This window comes from Allorhizobium undicola ORS 992 = ATCC 700741 (assembly GCF_000621665.1).
Lineage (GTDB): Bacteria > Pseudomonadota > Alphaproteobacteria > Rhizobiales > Rhizobiaceae > Allorhizobium > Allorhizobium undicola.
The window spans coordinates 1-14,646 of sequence record NZ_JHXQ01000006.1 but is presented as its reverse complement, the minus strand read 5'-3'; the positions used below and the strand labels follow the sequence as shown (position 1 = coordinate 14,646).

The window sequence follows — 14,646 nt, the reverse complement described above, 5'->3', positions numbered from 1 at the left end:
CGGTGTGGAAGCGCTTGTCCGGGACCACTGCTAACGCGCCGGATTGCCTATAAGTTCCAGTCCATGTCCTGCGGAGTGCTCTCGTCGCGGATGAGCAGGAAGAAGAAGGGCCGATCGAAATCGCGGTAGTCCATCAGGCCGACGCAGCGCTGCGAATCAAGGCGGCGAAAATGGTCTATGATCGGCTTCTCGTCATAGATCATGGCGGCACTGACCGTGCCGCCCAGAGCCACCGGCCGCAGGCGTGCCTTGGCGCGGGGTGCGGCGAATAGCCGGCCTGCATGGCGCACCAGCCAATATCCAACGAAATGATCGAACAACCACCGATGAGCCACCATGAGACGCAGGGGAATGACGAAGGGGTTCAAGGGAAACAGGCCGAATCTGCCCTTGACCATCAGCGGATGCCCCTCTTCCGCCGAAACAAACCACTTTCCGTGCCAGCCGAAGCGTACGAGCAATCCATCGAGCGGGTGGAAGGTAGGCAATTCGCTGGCACGCCAGCGACCAGCCATTTCTTCGACTTCCATGGCCGGAAGATCGAGAAATCGGGCAATGGCTTCCTCCGGTGAAAGTCCCTTCGCCTGCCAGTTCGACAGCCAGCCCGCAACCTCAGGGATGAAAGCTGATGGCGCAGAAGGACAAAGGAGGTCATCGGTGGGCGGGAGCGAGGTTTCTTCGCGACTGGTTTCGTTCATGCATCATCCCCATTCCACGGAGCTATGGTCAACGGGGTGTAAGGTGTTTTGTTCCCTTATGCTTCCGCAGGAAAATGTCCCCAGTTGATCCCGGAGGGGAACATGAGACATTTATGGTCGTTCTGTGAGCCATGATACTCGCCCCTGCCCTCCCCTCTCCCGAACCTGAAGATCTGGCCAAGGATCTCGAACGGATCGGGCTTGTTTATGTCAGTGACAAGGAGCCCGGCATTCGCCGGCTCAAGCGTGGGCGAGGTTTCTGTTACAGGCTGCCCAATGGCGCGCTGCTTGCGGATGAGGCCCTGCGCAAGCGTATTGCGGCGCTGGGGCTTCCTCCGGCCTATACAGATGTATGGATCTGCCTTGATCCTCGCGGGCATCTCCAGGCGACGGGGCTGGATCAACGGGGGCGAAAACAATATCGATACCATACCGACTGGCAAGCGTGGCGGTCCCAGATCAAATTCGGGGATCTCATGCAGTTTGGAGAGGTTTTGCCCTTGATGCGGGCCCGGATCAATGCTGATCTCGTTAATCCTCAGGATGAGCAGGTCTTCCTTCTGGCAGCGCTCGCTGCCCTGCTCGATGCCAGTCATATCCGTGTGGGCAATCACAGCTATGCCCGTGAAAACCGGACCTATGGAGCGACCACGCTTCTCAAGCGGCATCTTCGTTTCGGGGAAGATGGAATTGTATTACAGTTTACCGCGAAAGGCGGAAAGAAGCTTACTCGAAGTCTCAGGCATCCGCGGCTTCAAAGGATACTGGAGGAAATTGCGGACCTGCCGGGACGTGAACTCTTTACCTATCAAGACGAGGAAGGGCTGAGCCATCGCATCGATTCCGGCCGGTTGAACACCTATCTTGGCACCATTTCCGGCCAGGCGATCTCTGCAAAGACGTTTCGGACCTGGGGCGGCACACTTGCAGGATTCAAGGCAGCCCTTCAGGCGGTGAAAGAGGATCGCAGCCCGACGATAAAGGAAATCTGCACGGCTGCCGCCGAAGCCTTGCACAATACCCCGGCAATTTGCCGCTCGAGCTATGTTCACCCGGATGTTCTTTCACTCGCCACGCTTGCCGGGCCGCAGGAGCGGCAAGCACTGCTGCATGATTTGAAGGACGTAAAGCCCCGATCGGGACAGAAGGCCGATGAAGCCCGCCTTCTGTCCTATCTGCGCATGGTGGGCGACATCCTCACCAAAAAATGAAAGAACCTGGAGAGGGCGGCGGTTGCAGGCATCCGGCAACACCAATAATAAGGGCGGCAAAGCAACTCTTTCGTCTTCCTTTTCGAACAATCCATCACATTCCGGTTTCTGCCTGTTCGGGAGGGAATGCCTGGCCGCTGGCCCGATACCGGGAGGATGGTTGCAACCTGCGAATTCAGAGCCCTTCTGACAAACACGGGTTCACCTGTGCCGTTCTAACTCCTTGTTTTTACGCATTTCCGGACGGAAAGCCCCAACGACACCTTTCCGGGAAATGCTTGATTGAAGAGTAAGTGTTCCTATGAGACGTTTTCTTCCCGATACCTTCACCCTGCTGCTTGTGGCAACAGTGGCCCTTGCCTCCGTGTTGCCGATTACCGGCGAAGCTGCCGATATTTTTGGCATCGCGACCCGCATTGCCATTGCTGCCCTGTTTTTCCTGCACGGCGCGCGGCTTTCACGACAGGTGATCGTTGCCGGGCTTCTTCACTGGCGGCTGCATCTGGCAATCCTGTCAACGACATTCGTGATATTTCCGCTTCTGGGTCTGCTTCTTGGACTGGCAATCCATGACCTTCTGCCTCCTCCCCTCTATTTTGGCATCTTGTATATTTGCGTCCTGCCTTCCACGGTGCAGTCTTCAATTGCCTTCACCTCCATGGCAGGCGGCAATGTTGCTGCCGCCATTTGTGCTGCTTCGGCCTCCAATATCTTTGGCATGTTTCTAACGCCTATTCTGTGCGGGCTCCTTCTTTCAACGAGTGGACACGGCACGGTTTCGCTCGACGCAATCTGGCAAATCTGCCTTCAACTTCTGCTGCCCTTTGTTGCGGGGCAACTTGCGGAACCATGGATCGGCAATTGGGTGCGGGCGCGCAAGAAAATCTTGTCTCCCATTGATCGGGGATCCATCCTCATGGTGGTCTATTCGGCCTTCAGCGAAGCCGTAATTGAAGGCATCTGGACAAGTTTCAAGCTCAGCGATGTGGGGTTGGTGCTTGTGCTGAACGTCGTTCTGCTGGCAATCGTTCTTGGACTCACCATGTTTGGTGGCCGTAGGCTGGGATTTTCCCGTGAAGACGAAATCGCCTTGACCTTTTGCGGTTCGAAGAAAAGCCTGGCCTCCGGTGTGCCGATGGCGAGCGCCATTTTCGCGGGACAGGCTATGGGCGCCATTCTGCTGCCAATCATGCTGTTCCACCAAATTCAGCTTATGGCCTGCGCCGTTCTTGCCCAGCGCTATCCTGGGCGGCAGGAAATGTGACATCCTGGCCTGTTTTTGCCGTGAGTGTGGAACTTTCGAGGCGGCCGAGGTGTTGGGGCGCTATTGGAAGGAGCCCCATCATGCCCGAATTTTTTTGCGATGTGTTGCCGGAACCCACCGGCTGGATTTACATCTTCGATGGCAGCCCGTCACCGGTTTATCCGAATGACCGTATGGCCATTGAAGCAGCTCGCAGCCATGCACGGCGTCAGTCGCTCTGCCGCGTCGTGCTGCGAAAGCAGGATCTGCTTGGAAGGATGCTGAAACTCGAAATGGTTTCCTGAGTTCATTTACGCCTTGGATCTGTCCTCTTCTGGGGAGAGGATCTATCCGTCATTCATGAAAGCGCACACCTCCTGCCGCTCGCAGGAGGTTTTTTTATGAATGCCATATTTTGATGCAAAAATGCGAGGAGCCATGGCAATGGCTCCTCGCAGCGTCGAGATGACTGCTATCAGGCGGCTTTTTTCTTTGCGGCTGTGTTGACGGCGCTTTCGGCAAGCTTGGTTAGATCCGCATCGGTCTTGGATTCTTCCGCAAGTGTCTGCTCCAGAAGAGTGACCGCGTCCTTCAGTCCCAATTGTTGCGCCCAGGTGCGCAATGTACCGTAGCGGCTAATCTCGTAATGTTCGATAGCTTGAGCGGCTGCCAGCAAGCCGGCATCGAGCGCAGGGTTGCCCTTGAATTCTTCAAGGATTTCTTCGCCCTCTTCCACAATGCCATCAATGGCTGGACACGTCTTGGCGCGCGGACGTTTGCCGATGATTTCAAAAACCTGATGCAAACGCTCGATCTGCCCCTCGGTTTCATCGCGGTGCTTTTCGAAGGCTTGCTTCAGCTTCTGATCCTGTGCCCCGCGCGCCATTTTCGGTAAGGATTTCAGGATCTTTCTTTCTGCGTAATAAATATCCTTCAAGGTTTCATGGAACAAATCTTCAAGGGTCTTGTCAATCATGATGCTATCTCCTCTCGATTGCAACAGTAAACTCAGTTATATTGGATGGTTCGCAATGTAAATTATAAATATCTTGTTATATATTCATATATATAATAAATAATAATATTATTCGATTGCCTCACGTATAAAAATAGAATATATAAATGTTACTTATTTTATAATCTTTTTATTATTGGTATTAATATTAAAAAATTTTAATAACGGAATTTGTTCCGAGTTCAAATTCATTGGCATGTCAACCAGTAGATTTGGATAAAGGCTGATGGCATTTCTGTTCCGCATATCCTTTATTTGGTTGCCAGGTTCTGGGCTTTCACCAGATGCATTCGAATCGTCCCGGTCTGCGCTATGGCATAGGTCTTCAGCGCGCCTTTTTCTCCCTTGTCCGAATAGGCTTGAAGTAGAGCCAGTGTCTGCTCATGCGCGCTGACCTGGGCGGAAAGGAAGGCGGCATCAAACTGATCGGTGGAGGCTTCCAGGGCCTTTAGCTTGTCCTGCAATTCAGCAGGCAGGGTTTTGGGAAGGGTAATGTTTTCATCTTTGGCCGCGCGTTTGAGATCTTGTTGCGCCTGCTGGTGGTCTTTGGAAATCTGGTGGGCGAAAGCTTTGATTTCCACGCTGACTGCGCGCTTTTCCGCAAGGGCGGCGCTTTGGATTTCGAACAGATTGCCTGCGGCAGCCTGCAGTGCAAAGTCCTTGGGCGTGGGCGCCAAAGCCTGCTGGCTTCCCTTGGAAGAGGCTGCGGGCATTTGTGCGGCTGGGGGAGAAGCAGGCATTGTTTGCTGGGCGAAAGATGCCGTTGAAAATATCAGGCCTGCGGCGGCGACAAGGGGGCGGACGATCATGATTTCTCTCCTTTTCATGATGTGTGGCATGGGCCGCGTTTGCTTCGCCTCAAGGACGGTGACACGTCATGAGGTCATGTCAAACTCGTCTGTTGCGGCGGTCGATCGCCGGAATGTTCAAACTCTTTGTTTCTTCGCATTTCAGCCGGCGCCACGCTCACATATGCCAGCCTTGATCAAGCCGGCACACAGGATTCTCACGCCCCTAACCGGCCTTCTTTGAAGGTGTTCCCCGTCACATGCAGAAAGTTTGAAGGAACAAATATGGATGCGGGCTGTTTTTAGCGGAGATGGCAAGTTGGGCAGCGCTTCTTTGCTGCCCAATCCATTCGAGATAAAAGGAGATTGCAATGGCTTATAACGATCGAAACCGGCACCCGGATGATCGTCTGCGTTTGCAGCCCGACCGCGATGAGCGTGACTATGATGGTTACGGCCCCGGCGAAAGCGGCTATTCCAGCCCGTATCGACACACGATGGCTGATCCTTACGGCAGGGATCATCCATCACGTCGCCGGGAGGGCTGGTCGGCTGGCGAAACGGGCTTTACGGACGCCGGTTATGGCGACGGAGGTGAACGCGAACGCCCCTATAGATCCCGTGCGGATCGATACGATCGATCAGGCTATCGCGGCTCCGAGAACCGTTCCTATGCGCCGGGATGGGCGGCTGACCGTGGTTTTGTGGATCGGGCCAGCGACGAGATTGCATCCTGGTTTGGCGATGAACAGGCGGAGCGGCGCCGCGAGATGGACCAGAATCGTGGCAAGGGGCCACGTGGTTACAAGCGAACCGATGCCCGTATTCTAGAGGACGTCAATGACCGATTGAGCGAGGATGCGGCAGTCGATGCTTCCGACATCGAGGTTCAGGTCGTCGAAGGCGATGTGACGCTAAGCGGCGAGGTCGCAAACCGATATGAGAAGCGGCGGGCGGAGGATATCGCCGATTCCATATCTGGTGTGGTCAATGTCCAGAACAATATCCGTGTAAAGCGCCCGGACACCCGCACGGTTTCAGGTCTCGGCGCCTCATCTCTCTAAGGGCGGAGGCCATGAAACGTGGCGCAAGGTGGAAGCCGTGGTACATAGCCGGTTCCGAAGAATGACTCACGAATCCTTTTCCCTGGGGGAGCGATCCTCCGGGGAAAACTGTGTTTGCATGTGGCCTCCCCTTCCCTGCCGTTTGGAAGTAAAGCAGGCTGGCGGCGAAAAATGTGCTGTATCGCAAGGTTTCATGGATTTTATGTCTTTCATGGCTTCCTTATCCTTCGATGTTGCGGGATAGGTCTGGATATCGTGAAGGCTACGCGCGGCGTTCAACAGCAGTTTTTCTGCATTTTAGACAGATGCAGCTTTCGCTTTGTTGTGAAATGCCTTAGCGGAAGAATGCCTCTGAAGATGGCCGGCGCCCGATATCGAGGGCCGTTCACCCTCGGTCGTTCCATGCTTTTTCTATTCCTCTCCTTTGCAGGGGAAAGTAGCCTTGCGGGCCACAGGGCTTGCGGCCACCAAGATTCAGTGCATTCCAAGAAACTTCCAGGCGACAGGTTTCCCCCCACTCATGTTCCGAAATATTCAACTGACGCAGGCTCATCTCGAGACGCTTTTTGATCAGGCTCCGAATCCATATGTGATTCTGGACCGGCAAATGGTCATTATCGGGATGAATGAGGCCTATCTTTCGGTGACGCAGCGAAAGCGGGATGAACTGAGCGGCCGCAACATCTTCGAGGCTTTTCCCAGCGAGGCGGGCTCTGTTTCGGAACGGATGCTTCGCACATCCTTGCAGCGTGTGCTTGAAGCCGGCCAGATCGATCATCTTCCGCTTATTCCCTATCCCATTGCTCGCCCGGATGGCCAGATTGAGGACCGTTACTGGAGTGCGACCCATACACCCTTTCTGAACGATCGGGGTGAGGTGGAGCTCATCCTGCAACACACGGTGGATGTCACGGAAATGCATCTGCTGCGGCAGAGGGCGCAGCAGAATATTGGCGTCGAAGTGGATGTGCTGCGGCGCGCCCATGAAGTTAGCGGCCTTAACCTTTTGTTGGATCGGGAGCGCGGCTATTTCCGCTCTCTTCTGGAGCAGGCGCCAAGCTTTACGGCCGTGCTTCGCGGCCCAGATCATGTCTTCGATCTTGCCAATGCGGCCTACCGCGCACTTGTAAGGCGGGATAAGCTCATTGGAATGCGGGTTGCGGAGGCTTTGCCGGAAATTTCCCGGCAGGGCTTCATAGAGGTGCTGGATCGCGTTTATGCGACGGGACAGCCATTTCATGCCCGTTCCCTGCGCGTTTTGCTAGAGGGTGGCGACGACAGCACCGTTCGTGAATTCTTTCTGGATTTCGTCTTCCAACCCATGCGAACGGACGATGGCGACATTTTCGGCATCTTCGTGCAGGGGCATGACGTGACGGAGCAGCGGCTTGCCCAGGAGGCGGCGAGAGAAAATGAAGAACGATTCCGTTCGCTGGCTCAATCCGTGCCGAACCATGCCTGGTCCATGTTGCCGGATGGTCATATGGAATGGTGCAATGATCGTTTTTATAAATATTCCGGGCTGTCTTCAGAAGAATTGATTGGACAATTGCCCGGCCGTTCGGTGCATCCCGACGACAGGGAACGCCTGTGGTCTGCCTGGCAAAAGGGGCAGGCCGAGCGTTCACTGATCGAAACGGAACTGCGGTTTCGCCGCCATGACGGGGTCTATCATTGGCACTTGACACGGGCCATTCCCTTTTTCGCAGAGAACGGCACCCTCATCCGCTGGGTGGGGACAAATACCGATATTGAACATCAGAAGCAGACGGAGACCCAGCTCGAATATCTGGCCCAAATGTTGGAAAACCGCATTGAAGAGCGTACGCAGGAGCTTGAACGGACGCAGGAGGTGTTGCGACAAAGCCAGAAAATGGAGGCCATTGGCAATCTGGCAGGTGGCATTGCGCATGATTTCAACAATCTCCTTCAAGTCGTTACCGGCAATCTTCAACTTCTAGGCCGCCATGTGGCGGGGAATGCCAAGGCAAACCAACAGCTTGAAAATGCCTTGACGGCGGCGATGCGCGGTGCGCGGCTTGCCTCCCAGCTTCTGGCCTTCAGCCGCCGCCAGCCGCTGGCTCCTAAGGTGCTTAATCTTGGGCGATTGGTGCGCGACATGGATCACATGGTGCGCCGCAGTCTCGGGGAGGCTATCGAAATTGAGGTCGTGGTGGGCGGCGGTTTGTGGAACACCCTGGTCGATCCCACCAATGTTGAAACCGCCGTCCTAAACCTTGCCATCAATGCACGCGATGCGATGGAAGGCTTCGGCAAGCTCACCATCGAGGCCGGTAACGCCTATCTTGACGACGATTACGTGCGCAATTCGCCCGATGTGAAGCCGGGACAATATGTCATGCTGGCCGTAACGGATACCGGGCCAGGCATTCCGCCCGATATCATCGCAAAAGTTTTCGATCCCTTCTTTACGACAAAGCCGGAAGGAAAGGGAACAGGCCTTGGCCTTTCCATGGTTTATGGCTTCGTCAAGCAATCCGGTGGTCATATCCGCATTTACAGCGAGTTGGGCTGCGGCACGACAGTGAAACTTTACCTTCCTCGTTCGCTCGAGCCGGAAGATGTGGTTCAGGTGGTTCCTCTGTCCGTGGTCGGCGGTCATGAAAGCATATTGGTGGTGGAGGATGATGATGCCGTGCGGGAAACCGCCGTGGCGCTGCTCACCGATCTTGGCTATTCGGTGCTAAAGGCCAAGGATGCCGCCTCCGGCCTGATCGTTCTGGAAAGTGGCATTGCCCTTGATCTGCTTTTCACCGACGTCGTGATGCCCGGTCCTATGAAAAGTACCGAGCTTGCACGCCGTGCCAAGGACAGGATACCGGGGCTTGGTGTGCTGTTTACTTCGGGCTACACCGAAAACTCGATCGTTCACGATGGAAAGCTGGATGCAGGGATTCATTTCCTGAGCAAGCCCTATAGCCGCGACCAGCTTGCACGGAAGATCCGTCAGATTCTCGATGACGAAAAGGCCGCTCGGCCTCAGTCTTCGGTCCCTGCCCTGCCCGTTCCCTCTGCTCAGGCGGAAAAGATCCGCGTTCTTCTATGCGAGGATGATCTTTTGATTCGGCTGAGTACGGCAGAGATTCTCACCGAAGCCGGTTTATCCGTGCTTGAGGCAGATTCGCTTGCCGAAAGTCTCCTGCTGTTCAATGAGCATGGCGCTGATGTGCTTGTGACCGATTTGCATCTGCCCGATGGTTCGGGTGTGGAGTTGGCGGACAGGCTGCGGGCGCGTGAGAAGGGCTTGCCGGTCATTTTCGCCACGGGTGACAGCCGCTCTGTTCTTGCCGGAAATGTGGAGGGGGCCGAGATCCTGATAAAGCCCTATTCGCACGGGGTGCTTGAACAACTCATTCGCAAGCTGTGTCTGGCCCGGCAATGAAAGGCGCCGGCAAAATTTTGCGCGCTGCATGGAACGAAACAGTTTCGGAGGCATTTTCATTGCGTGAAGGTGGACATTTGCGCCTGAACCACGACGTTACAACGCATGACTGAATCGCGGGTGGATTATTGCTTCGGCTCCTCCCGGCTGCTGGAAAGTGACAGTAAAAGTATGTCGGCAGACGAGAGTTCAAAAATTTCTGCACAGCAGGCCCAGGCCCGGCTTCTTGCGGGCCATGCAAGCGAAGATCCCTTTGCGGCTGCTTTCAAGGCAACACGAATGCCGATGATCATCACCGATCCGCGGCAGGCCGATAACCCGATCATTTTTGCCAATCACGCCTTCTGTGATCTGACCGGCTATCATCATGACGAGCTGCTTGGGCAAAATTGCCGCCTTCTGCAAGGGCCGCAGACGGATAGGGGCACCGTTAACCGAATAAGAACGGGTGTGGAGGCCCGGGTCAACGTCTCGGAAAATATCCTTAATTATCGCCGCGATGGCTCCACTTTCTGGAATGCATTGTTCATTAGTCCGGTGAAGGACGAAGCCGACGATACCATTTATTTCTTCGCATCGCAGCTGGACTTTACTTCTGTCAAGAACAATGAATTTGCCCTCGCGCAGGCAAGGCTGGCTGCGGAAAAGGAGGTTGCCGACAGGACGCAAGATTTGCGCCAGGCCCTTCAGGCGAAAACCGTGCTGGTTCACGAGGTGGATCACCGGGTGAAGAACAATCTGCTGACCATAGCCTCGCTGTTGAAACTTCAGGCACGCAATTCTTCCGATCCCGTGGCGCGGGATACTCTTCGCTCTGTTCTGGATCGGGTGGAAGCGCTGAGTACGGTTCAGCGGATGCTGTTCACGACGGATGATGTGACCCGTTTCGATATTGCCGAGTTTACTAGGGAGCGCGTCGTGGACATGGTCAACGCGCTTAAACGCGATGATGTAAGGCTTGAGCTGGATTTGTCGCCAGTCCTTGTTCCTGCGATCAAGGCATCACCGCTGGCGTTGATTGTGAATGAACTGGTTGGTGACGCATCGCGTCGTGGCTTGCGTGACTTTGGCGGTAAGATGCGAGTCACAGTGAGGCGCCAGAATGGGCATTTTCTGATCGAGATTGCTGACCAGATCGATGGGAGCGGGAAAATCAGTGAAGAGGCGAGCTTTAGCCAGCTGATTATCGACACCTGTGCCCGGCAACTTCGCGCCCAGATTTCTCGGGAGCAGGAAAGTGGCGCACAGCTTTCACGTGTCATTCTTCCGGTTGAGGCAATTATCGAAGGACCGATTCGATGAACATCCTGATTGTTGAAGACGAAGCTCTGCTTGCGTTGGAACTGGAGAGCGAGCTGGAATCTGTTGGGCATCAGGTGGTAGGTCAGGCCATGACCAGCCACGAGGCACGCATGAAAATCGACGCGCAACGTCCTGATTTCGCCTTTGTCGACGTTCATTTGCTGGATGGCGTAACTGGGCTGGAGGTTGGTCGTTATCTCTCGGCGCGTGGCATTCCCTTTGTATTTGTCACCGGGAATGTTCGGCGCTTGCCAGTCGATTTTGCCGGTGCGGTCGGCGCAATCGAAAAGCCTTATACGATGAACGGCCTAGAAAATGCGGTTCGTTTCGTTGAAGCTTTGATGCGTGGCGAGGTGCAGCGGTGGGACGCACCTCCGAGCCTCATTCTTGCAGGAGAGGACGAGGGCCGTATGGCGGGCTGAGCCTGTCGGGGGGAGCTGAACGAGCATTCTGAATATGTCAGACTTGATCCGCGTGGTCCCAAAGCTCGAAGATGCTAACGCATCCTCGCCTTGCAGGGATTTCGAATATCTCAACTGCGTCAGAGGCTTGAAATATTCGAGAAGGGAATCCCAAGAGTCATTTTCAATGACCCTTGGGATGAGAATGTCCGCCAGCATTCATTCAACATATTGAAAAATAAAGAAAAATCGTATTTGCAACTTTTGCATTTCCGTGAAGAAGGAGCCTGTCAACCAGTCCTTCAGATGTTCCTTGAACCATTTTCTGATTTTTTAGGCGAGTACATGCGCACCAGCTGTCGAGGCTCATCCGAGTTTCGGGCGGATGCCCTCACCTGTTCATGTGGTTGCGTCGCCGCCGTCTCCATTTGAGGTGATGTGGTCATGGGCAGCCTGTCCTGCGGCGGCGCCGTCACCACGCAGGATGGCGTGAAGGATAACTCCATGATCTCGATAGGAATGTGCCAGGCGACTTTTGTGCCGGATCTGTTGATTGCGGAAGGGGATAAGGCGGCGGCGCGTTTGCATGGCGATTTCGGAGATGTGGTCGTTATGGGCGCCACGATAAAGCCGCGCATGAAATTCGGCATTTGCGAGGGCATATTCCTGATCGCTTCCGTTATGAACGAGCAGGGCGGACTGGCGATGCAAGCGCTCGAGTATATGCCGTTCTTCGGCAGTCATACGTTCTGCGGAGAACCGGGCGCAAATGGCTTCCATCTCGGCCAGGCTTTCGATCATCGCGTTAAGATAGGCTGTAGCGATTGAGGCAACTACTGCGGTTCGGTTGGGTTGATGCTCAACAAGACGCATGGCCTTGAGGTGGCGTAGCGCTTCGCGCACGGGTGTTCTGGAAACGGAAAATTGCGAAGCAAGCGAAAGCTCATCCAGACGCTCGCCCGGAGGCATTTTTCCGGTGATAATCATTCCAGCCAGTGCATCAGCGATTTCCTGTCCGGTTTTTCCGCTTCGCATGGCACCGTTCCCATTCCTGCCCTGTTGTGCGCCGCTGATGGCGTGGTCTTCGAAGTGGCTCCATGTTCCGCTGACGCAAAGAAGCACGTCACCTTTTTTGAAGCGCATCAACTCATCAACTCCATGCCACGTATCGCCCGGGCTTGTGATTTATTGCGATGATGAGGTTTGTGATGGCTGCGCCAATCAGGGACAGGCCCAGGCGATCGATGGGGATCACGAAATATGCGGCAATCATGATGGCGGCATCAATCCCGAGCATGATGTAACCGGCTCGCAAGTTGAAGCGATCCTGAAGATACATGGCAAGGATGTTTACACCGCCAAGGCCGGTTCTGTGGCGAAATAGCATCAACAGGCCATTCCCAATCAGCCCACCACCAACAAGGGTCGCATAGACAGGATTCAGATCTGCGAAGTTGACCCATTGGGGCTGGTGCTGGGTCATCAAGGCAACGAGTGTGGCCGCCAAAAAGGTGCGGATCGTGAATCCTTTACCCATGCGCTTCCAAGCAAGATAGTAGAAGGGGAGGTTGAGAACGAAAAAGATGATACCGAAGGACGCGTGGGTGACGTAGCTCATCAGGAGAGCAAGACCTGCGGTGCTGCCGACCAGTAGCGTTGTCTGTGAATAGATTTGGGTTCCTAGCGAGACAAAGAGCGTACCCAATATCAGCGCAATTGCATCTTCGTGTAAACGATGGCGGTGGCTGCGGTCAGTTTCCATGCTTTCTCCGGAGCAGATTGTTTAATTACAGATAGTCTCGCGATGGATGTGCCAGTTGTGAGGGGGCTTGGCAATAGGCTGTTGACAGGTGTCAACCTGTTGCTGTTGACACCTGTCAACGAGTGCCTATCCTGGCCTTCAGGACGGGGCGTCGCTCTGTAAAATAAGATTTCCTGCTTCAGGTCTTCTTTACGTTTTTCTGCCATAAAGGCCTCGACGCTTAAGGTATTGCGTAGCGTCACCATGTGTGCGCCTGCTTAATATTCGCGCCAAAGCATATGTCGAGCATGGTCTGAACGTTTAGCGTTCTGTACTTTTCGTTGCGAATCGTGTCTGCGCTCATGCCCTTTACGACTGGGGATTGGCTATTGACTACGATAGAGCGGCAACGCGAACTCACATCACTTATGCTACGCTACTTCGAGCTTCGCAGGCAGGTTCGTGAGATGCGATCTACCCTGGAAAATGGTCGCCGAGAGAAAGGGCTCTCCGTTGCGCAGTATTATCATGCGCAAGCCAATCCCGCCGACGCTGACACTATTCAAGCTTACGTTCAGGCTAGGCAAGCGCTCGGTGCATTGCTGGACCAAGCTGAAGAGGTCCTGGTTGGCGTTGCAGATGAGGAAGAGGTAATTGCAGCCGACGAGCATCAGGAATTTTTCGATGGAGAAAGTCTTATAGACCGGAGTGATGCCTCGATCTGCTGAAGTAGGTTGAATAGGGGGGGTGCCAGTTCCAGGTGGCCTGCTTCATTCCTTTCATCCGGATGAATGTGGTAAACGCAAAATCGTTGTCCACTTTTGGCCAATCCATATTTTTGGACATTGCACTGGGAATGGTCGAATACTGGGAATGGTGGAGCCACCCAACTGTTCGGAAACATTCTCTCCCCCTGCGATGACCTGGTCTTGCCGGTGTGCGGCACAAAAATGGGCATGAAAACTATCAAACGAAAAACCCTGGGAGGACCTCAGAAATCATGGTTCCGCCTGGGCTTTATACCTTCACCGCCTGGATCGACTTATCACCTCAAACGCTATCAATGCATGGAAGAACAAGTGCTCAAAACGAAGCATGATAGGTTGTGTCGTGTACTGTGAACCAGAATCAATACGACGCTCTGCTTTCTTATTTTCGAGCAGACTTTTCCGAAAACCGGTCCTAATTTTCGGCCCAATGTTCTAACGCAGGATGGGGTCATTGACGCTATTTTAAGTTTTGTATAACCTAATTCCGTATTTAAGGGGTAGTCTCGTCATTACTTCGAAAGCAAATTGTAAATTTGGCCCTCTCGCAGATATTTGCCCTCGCTTATTTCAAGGGCGGAAAACCACCATGTTGGTTACTTCATGTGGTGAACCGTAAGTGGAGTTTCGCTTTCATTATGCGGTTCGGGTATCACGAGATCAATGGGTTATCTCCTAGGTCTTGTGGACTCTTGGGATTCCCAAGGCTGAGCAAATCAGATTCAAGACTGTCTTTTGGAGGCAGTCATGGGCGTATTGGACCGGTTGATCCTTCGGGACGAGCAGTGGGCGCGGATATCGACGCACATCATTGGTGACGAACGGACACGGGGGTCGTCGGGCCGCGACAACCGGATGTTCGTGGAAGCCGTGCTTTGGATCGTGCGCACGGGCTCGCCTTGGCGTGACTTGCCAGAGGTCTTCGGCGAGTGGAATAGCGTCTTCCGGCGCTTCAGCCGCTGGAGCAAAAAGGGCGTCTGGTGGCGTATGTTCGCTGCGATGTCCAATGATCC

General features: G+C 54.3%; 15 protein-coding genes. 9 read left to right on the top strand and 6 right to left on the bottom strand.

Annotated elements, in window-relative coordinates:
* Positions 1–47: 47 nt before the first annotated feature.
* Positions 48–698, bottom strand: coding sequence for a DUF4334 domain-containing protein (locus T424_RS20545; RefSeq protein ID WP_051558872.1), 651 nt, complete (start codon positions 696–698; stop codon positions 48–50).
* Between the two features lie 131 nt (positions 699–829).
* On the opposite strand from T424_RS20545, the gene T424_RS0108495 reads away from it, so the two are divergent.
* From T424_RS0108495 to T424_RS20540, 3 genes are all read left to right on the top strand, one after another.
* Entirely contained in the window at positions 830–1,909 is a 1,080-nt protein-coding gene (locus T424_RS0108495) for a DNA topoisomerase IB (protein WP_051558871.1), read from the top strand.
* 301 nt (positions 1,910–2,210) lie between these two features.
* Positions 2,211–3,173, top strand: a complete 963-nt coding sequence (locus T424_RS0108490) for a bile acid:sodium symporter family protein (protein WP_027487347.1) — start codon at positions 2,211–2,213, stop codon at positions 3,171–3,173.
* Positions 3,174–3,253: 80 nt separating this feature from the next.
* Complete coding sequence (locus T424_RS20540) at positions 3,254–3,457, top strand: hypothetical protein (RefSeq protein WP_037067128.1); 204 nt, start codon at positions 3,254–3,256, stop codon at positions 3,455–3,457.
* Between the two features lie 170 nt (positions 3,458–3,627).
* Here the strand turns inward: T424_RS20540 and T424_RS0108480 are convergent, their stop codons facing one another.
* A complete protein-coding gene (locus T424_RS0108480) occupies positions 3,628–4,128 on the bottom strand; it encodes a YciE/YciF ferroxidase family protein (protein ID WP_027487346.1) in 501 nt (166 codons plus the stop codon).
* 290 nt (positions 4,129–4,418) lie between these two features.
* A complete protein-coding gene (locus tag T424_RS20535) occupies positions 4,419–4,976 on the bottom strand; it encodes a DUF4142 domain-containing protein (protein ID WP_051558870.1) in 558 nt (185 codons plus the stop codon).
* A 350-nt stretch (positions 4,977–5,326) separates the two neighbouring features.
* Here T424_RS20535 and T424_RS20530 point away from each other — a divergent pair, with 350 nt between their 5' ends.
* The 4 genes from T424_RS20530 to T424_RS0108455 all read left to right on the top strand — a co-directional run bounded on the left by T424_RS20530 (position 5,327) and on the right by T424_RS0108455 (position 11,146).
* Positions 5,327–6,019, top strand: coding sequence for a BON domain-containing protein (locus tag T424_RS20530; RefSeq protein ID WP_051558869.1), 693 nt, complete (start codon positions 5,327–5,329; stop codon positions 6,017–6,019).
* A 520-nt stretch (positions 6,020–6,539) separates the two neighbouring features.
* Positions 6,540–9,422, top strand: a complete 2,883-nt coding sequence (locus T424_RS20525) for a hybrid sensor histidine kinase/response regulator (protein ID WP_037067083.1) — start codon at positions 6,540–6,542, stop codon at positions 9,420–9,422.
* A gap of 171 nt (positions 9,423–9,593) precedes the next feature.
* Positions 9,594–10,724, top strand: coding sequence for a PAS domain-containing protein (locus T424_RS0108460; RefSeq protein WP_027487345.1), 1,131 nt, complete (start codon positions 9,594–9,596; stop codon positions 10,722–10,724).
* Complete coding sequence (locus T424_RS0108455) at positions 10,721–11,146, top strand: response regulator (protein WP_027487344.1); 426 nt, start codon at positions 10,721–10,723, stop codon at positions 11,144–11,146. The genes T424_RS0108460 and T424_RS0108455 overlap by 4 nt, the downstream gene beginning before the upstream one ends.
* 378 nt (positions 11,147–11,524) lie before the next feature.
* On the opposite strand, the gene T424_RS20520 is transcribed toward T424_RS0108455, so the two are convergent.
* From T424_RS20520 to T424_RS22495, 3 genes are read right to left on the bottom strand one after another with little or no spacing between them, the layout of a single operon-like run.
* A complete protein-coding gene (locus tag T424_RS20520; RefSeq protein WP_245269492.1) occupies positions 11,525–12,268 on the bottom strand; it encodes a GntR family transcriptional regulator in 744 nt (247 codons plus the stop codon).
* Positions 12,269–12,275: 7 nt separating this feature from the next.
* Positions 12,276–12,887 carry a YitT family protein gene (locus T424_RS0108445; protein WP_027487343.1) on the bottom strand — a complete coding sequence of 204 codons (612 nt, stop codon included), beginning with the start codon at positions 12,885–12,887 and terminating at the stop codon, positions 12,276–12,278.
* Positions 12,833–13,132 (bottom strand): hypothetical protein, encoded by a 300-nt coding sequence (locus T424_RS22495; protein ID WP_154664855.1) that lies wholly within the window; start codon positions 13,130–13,132, stop codon positions 12,833–12,835. The genes T424_RS0108445 and T424_RS22495 overlap by 55 nt, the downstream gene beginning before the upstream one ends.
* Before the next feature lie 201 nt (positions 13,133–13,333).
* Between T424_RS22495 and T424_RS22490 the strand changes: the two genes are divergently transcribed.
* Entirely contained in the window at positions 13,334–13,594 is a 261-nt protein-coding gene (locus tag T424_RS22490) for a hypothetical protein (protein WP_154664854.1), read from the top strand.
* Between the two features lie 786 nt (positions 13,595–14,380).
* Positions 14,381–14,646: IS5 family transposase (locus T424_RS0108435; protein ID WP_037067118.1), on the top strand; the 266-nt coding region annotated here is incomplete at its 3' end.

What these genes read in the sequence shown, in the direction of transcription:
- T424_RS20545 (WP_051558872.1), bottom strand. Translation starts at nt 698, where the DNA reads ATGAACGAAACCAGTCGCGAAGAAACCTCGCTCCCGCCCACCGATGAC.
- T424_RS0108495 (WP_051558871.1), top strand. Translation starts at nt 830, where the DNA reads ATGATACTCGCCCCTGCCCTCCCCTCTCCCGAACCTGAAGATCTGGCC.
- T424_RS0108490 (WP_027487347.1), top strand. Translation starts at nt 2,211, where the DNA reads ATGAGACGTTTTCTTCCCGATACCTTCACCCTGCTGCTTGTGGCAACA.
- T424_RS20540 (WP_037067128.1), top strand. Translation starts at nt 3,254, where the DNA reads ATGCCCGAATTTTTTTGCGATGTGTTGCCGGAACCCACCGGCTGGATT.
- T424_RS0108480 (WP_027487346.1), bottom strand. Translation starts at nt 4,128, where the DNA reads ATGATTGACAAGACCCTTGAAGATTTGTTCCATGAAACCTTGAAGGAT.
- T424_RS20535 (WP_051558870.1), bottom strand. Translation starts at nt 4,976, where the DNA reads ATGATCGTCCGCCCCCTTGTCGCCGCCGCAGGCCTGATATTTTCAACG.
- T424_RS20530 (WP_051558869.1), top strand. Translation starts at nt 5,327, where the DNA reads ATGGCTTATAACGATCGAAACCGGCACCCGGATGATCGTCTGCGTTTG.
- T424_RS20525 (WP_037067083.1), top strand. Translation starts at nt 6,540, where the DNA reads ATGTTCCGAAATATTCAACTGACGCAGGCTCATCTCGAGACGCTTTTT.
- T424_RS0108460 (WP_027487345.1), top strand. Translation starts at nt 9,594, where the DNA reads ATGTCGGCAGACGAGAGTTCAAAAATTTCTGCACAGCAGGCCCAGGCC.
- T424_RS0108455 (WP_027487344.1), top strand. Translation starts at nt 10,721, where the DNA reads ATGAACATCCTGATTGTTGAAGACGAAGCTCTGCTTGCGTTGGAACTG.
- T424_RS20520 (WP_245269492.1), bottom strand. Translation starts at nt 12,268, where the DNA reads ATGCGCTTCAAAAAAGGTGACGTGCTTCTTTGCGTCAGCGGAACATGG.
- T424_RS0108445 (WP_027487343.1), bottom strand. Translation starts at nt 12,887, where the DNA reads ATGGAAACTGACCGCAGCCACCGCCATCGTTTACACGAAGATGCAATT.
- T424_RS22495 (WP_154664855.1), bottom strand. Translation starts at nt 13,132, where the DNA reads ATGGTGACGCTACGCAATACCTTAAGCGTCGAGGCCTTTATGGCAGAA.
- T424_RS22490 (WP_154664854.1), top strand. Translation starts at nt 13,334, where the DNA reads ATGCGATCTACCCTGGAAAATGGTCGCCGAGAGAAAGGGCTCTCCGTT.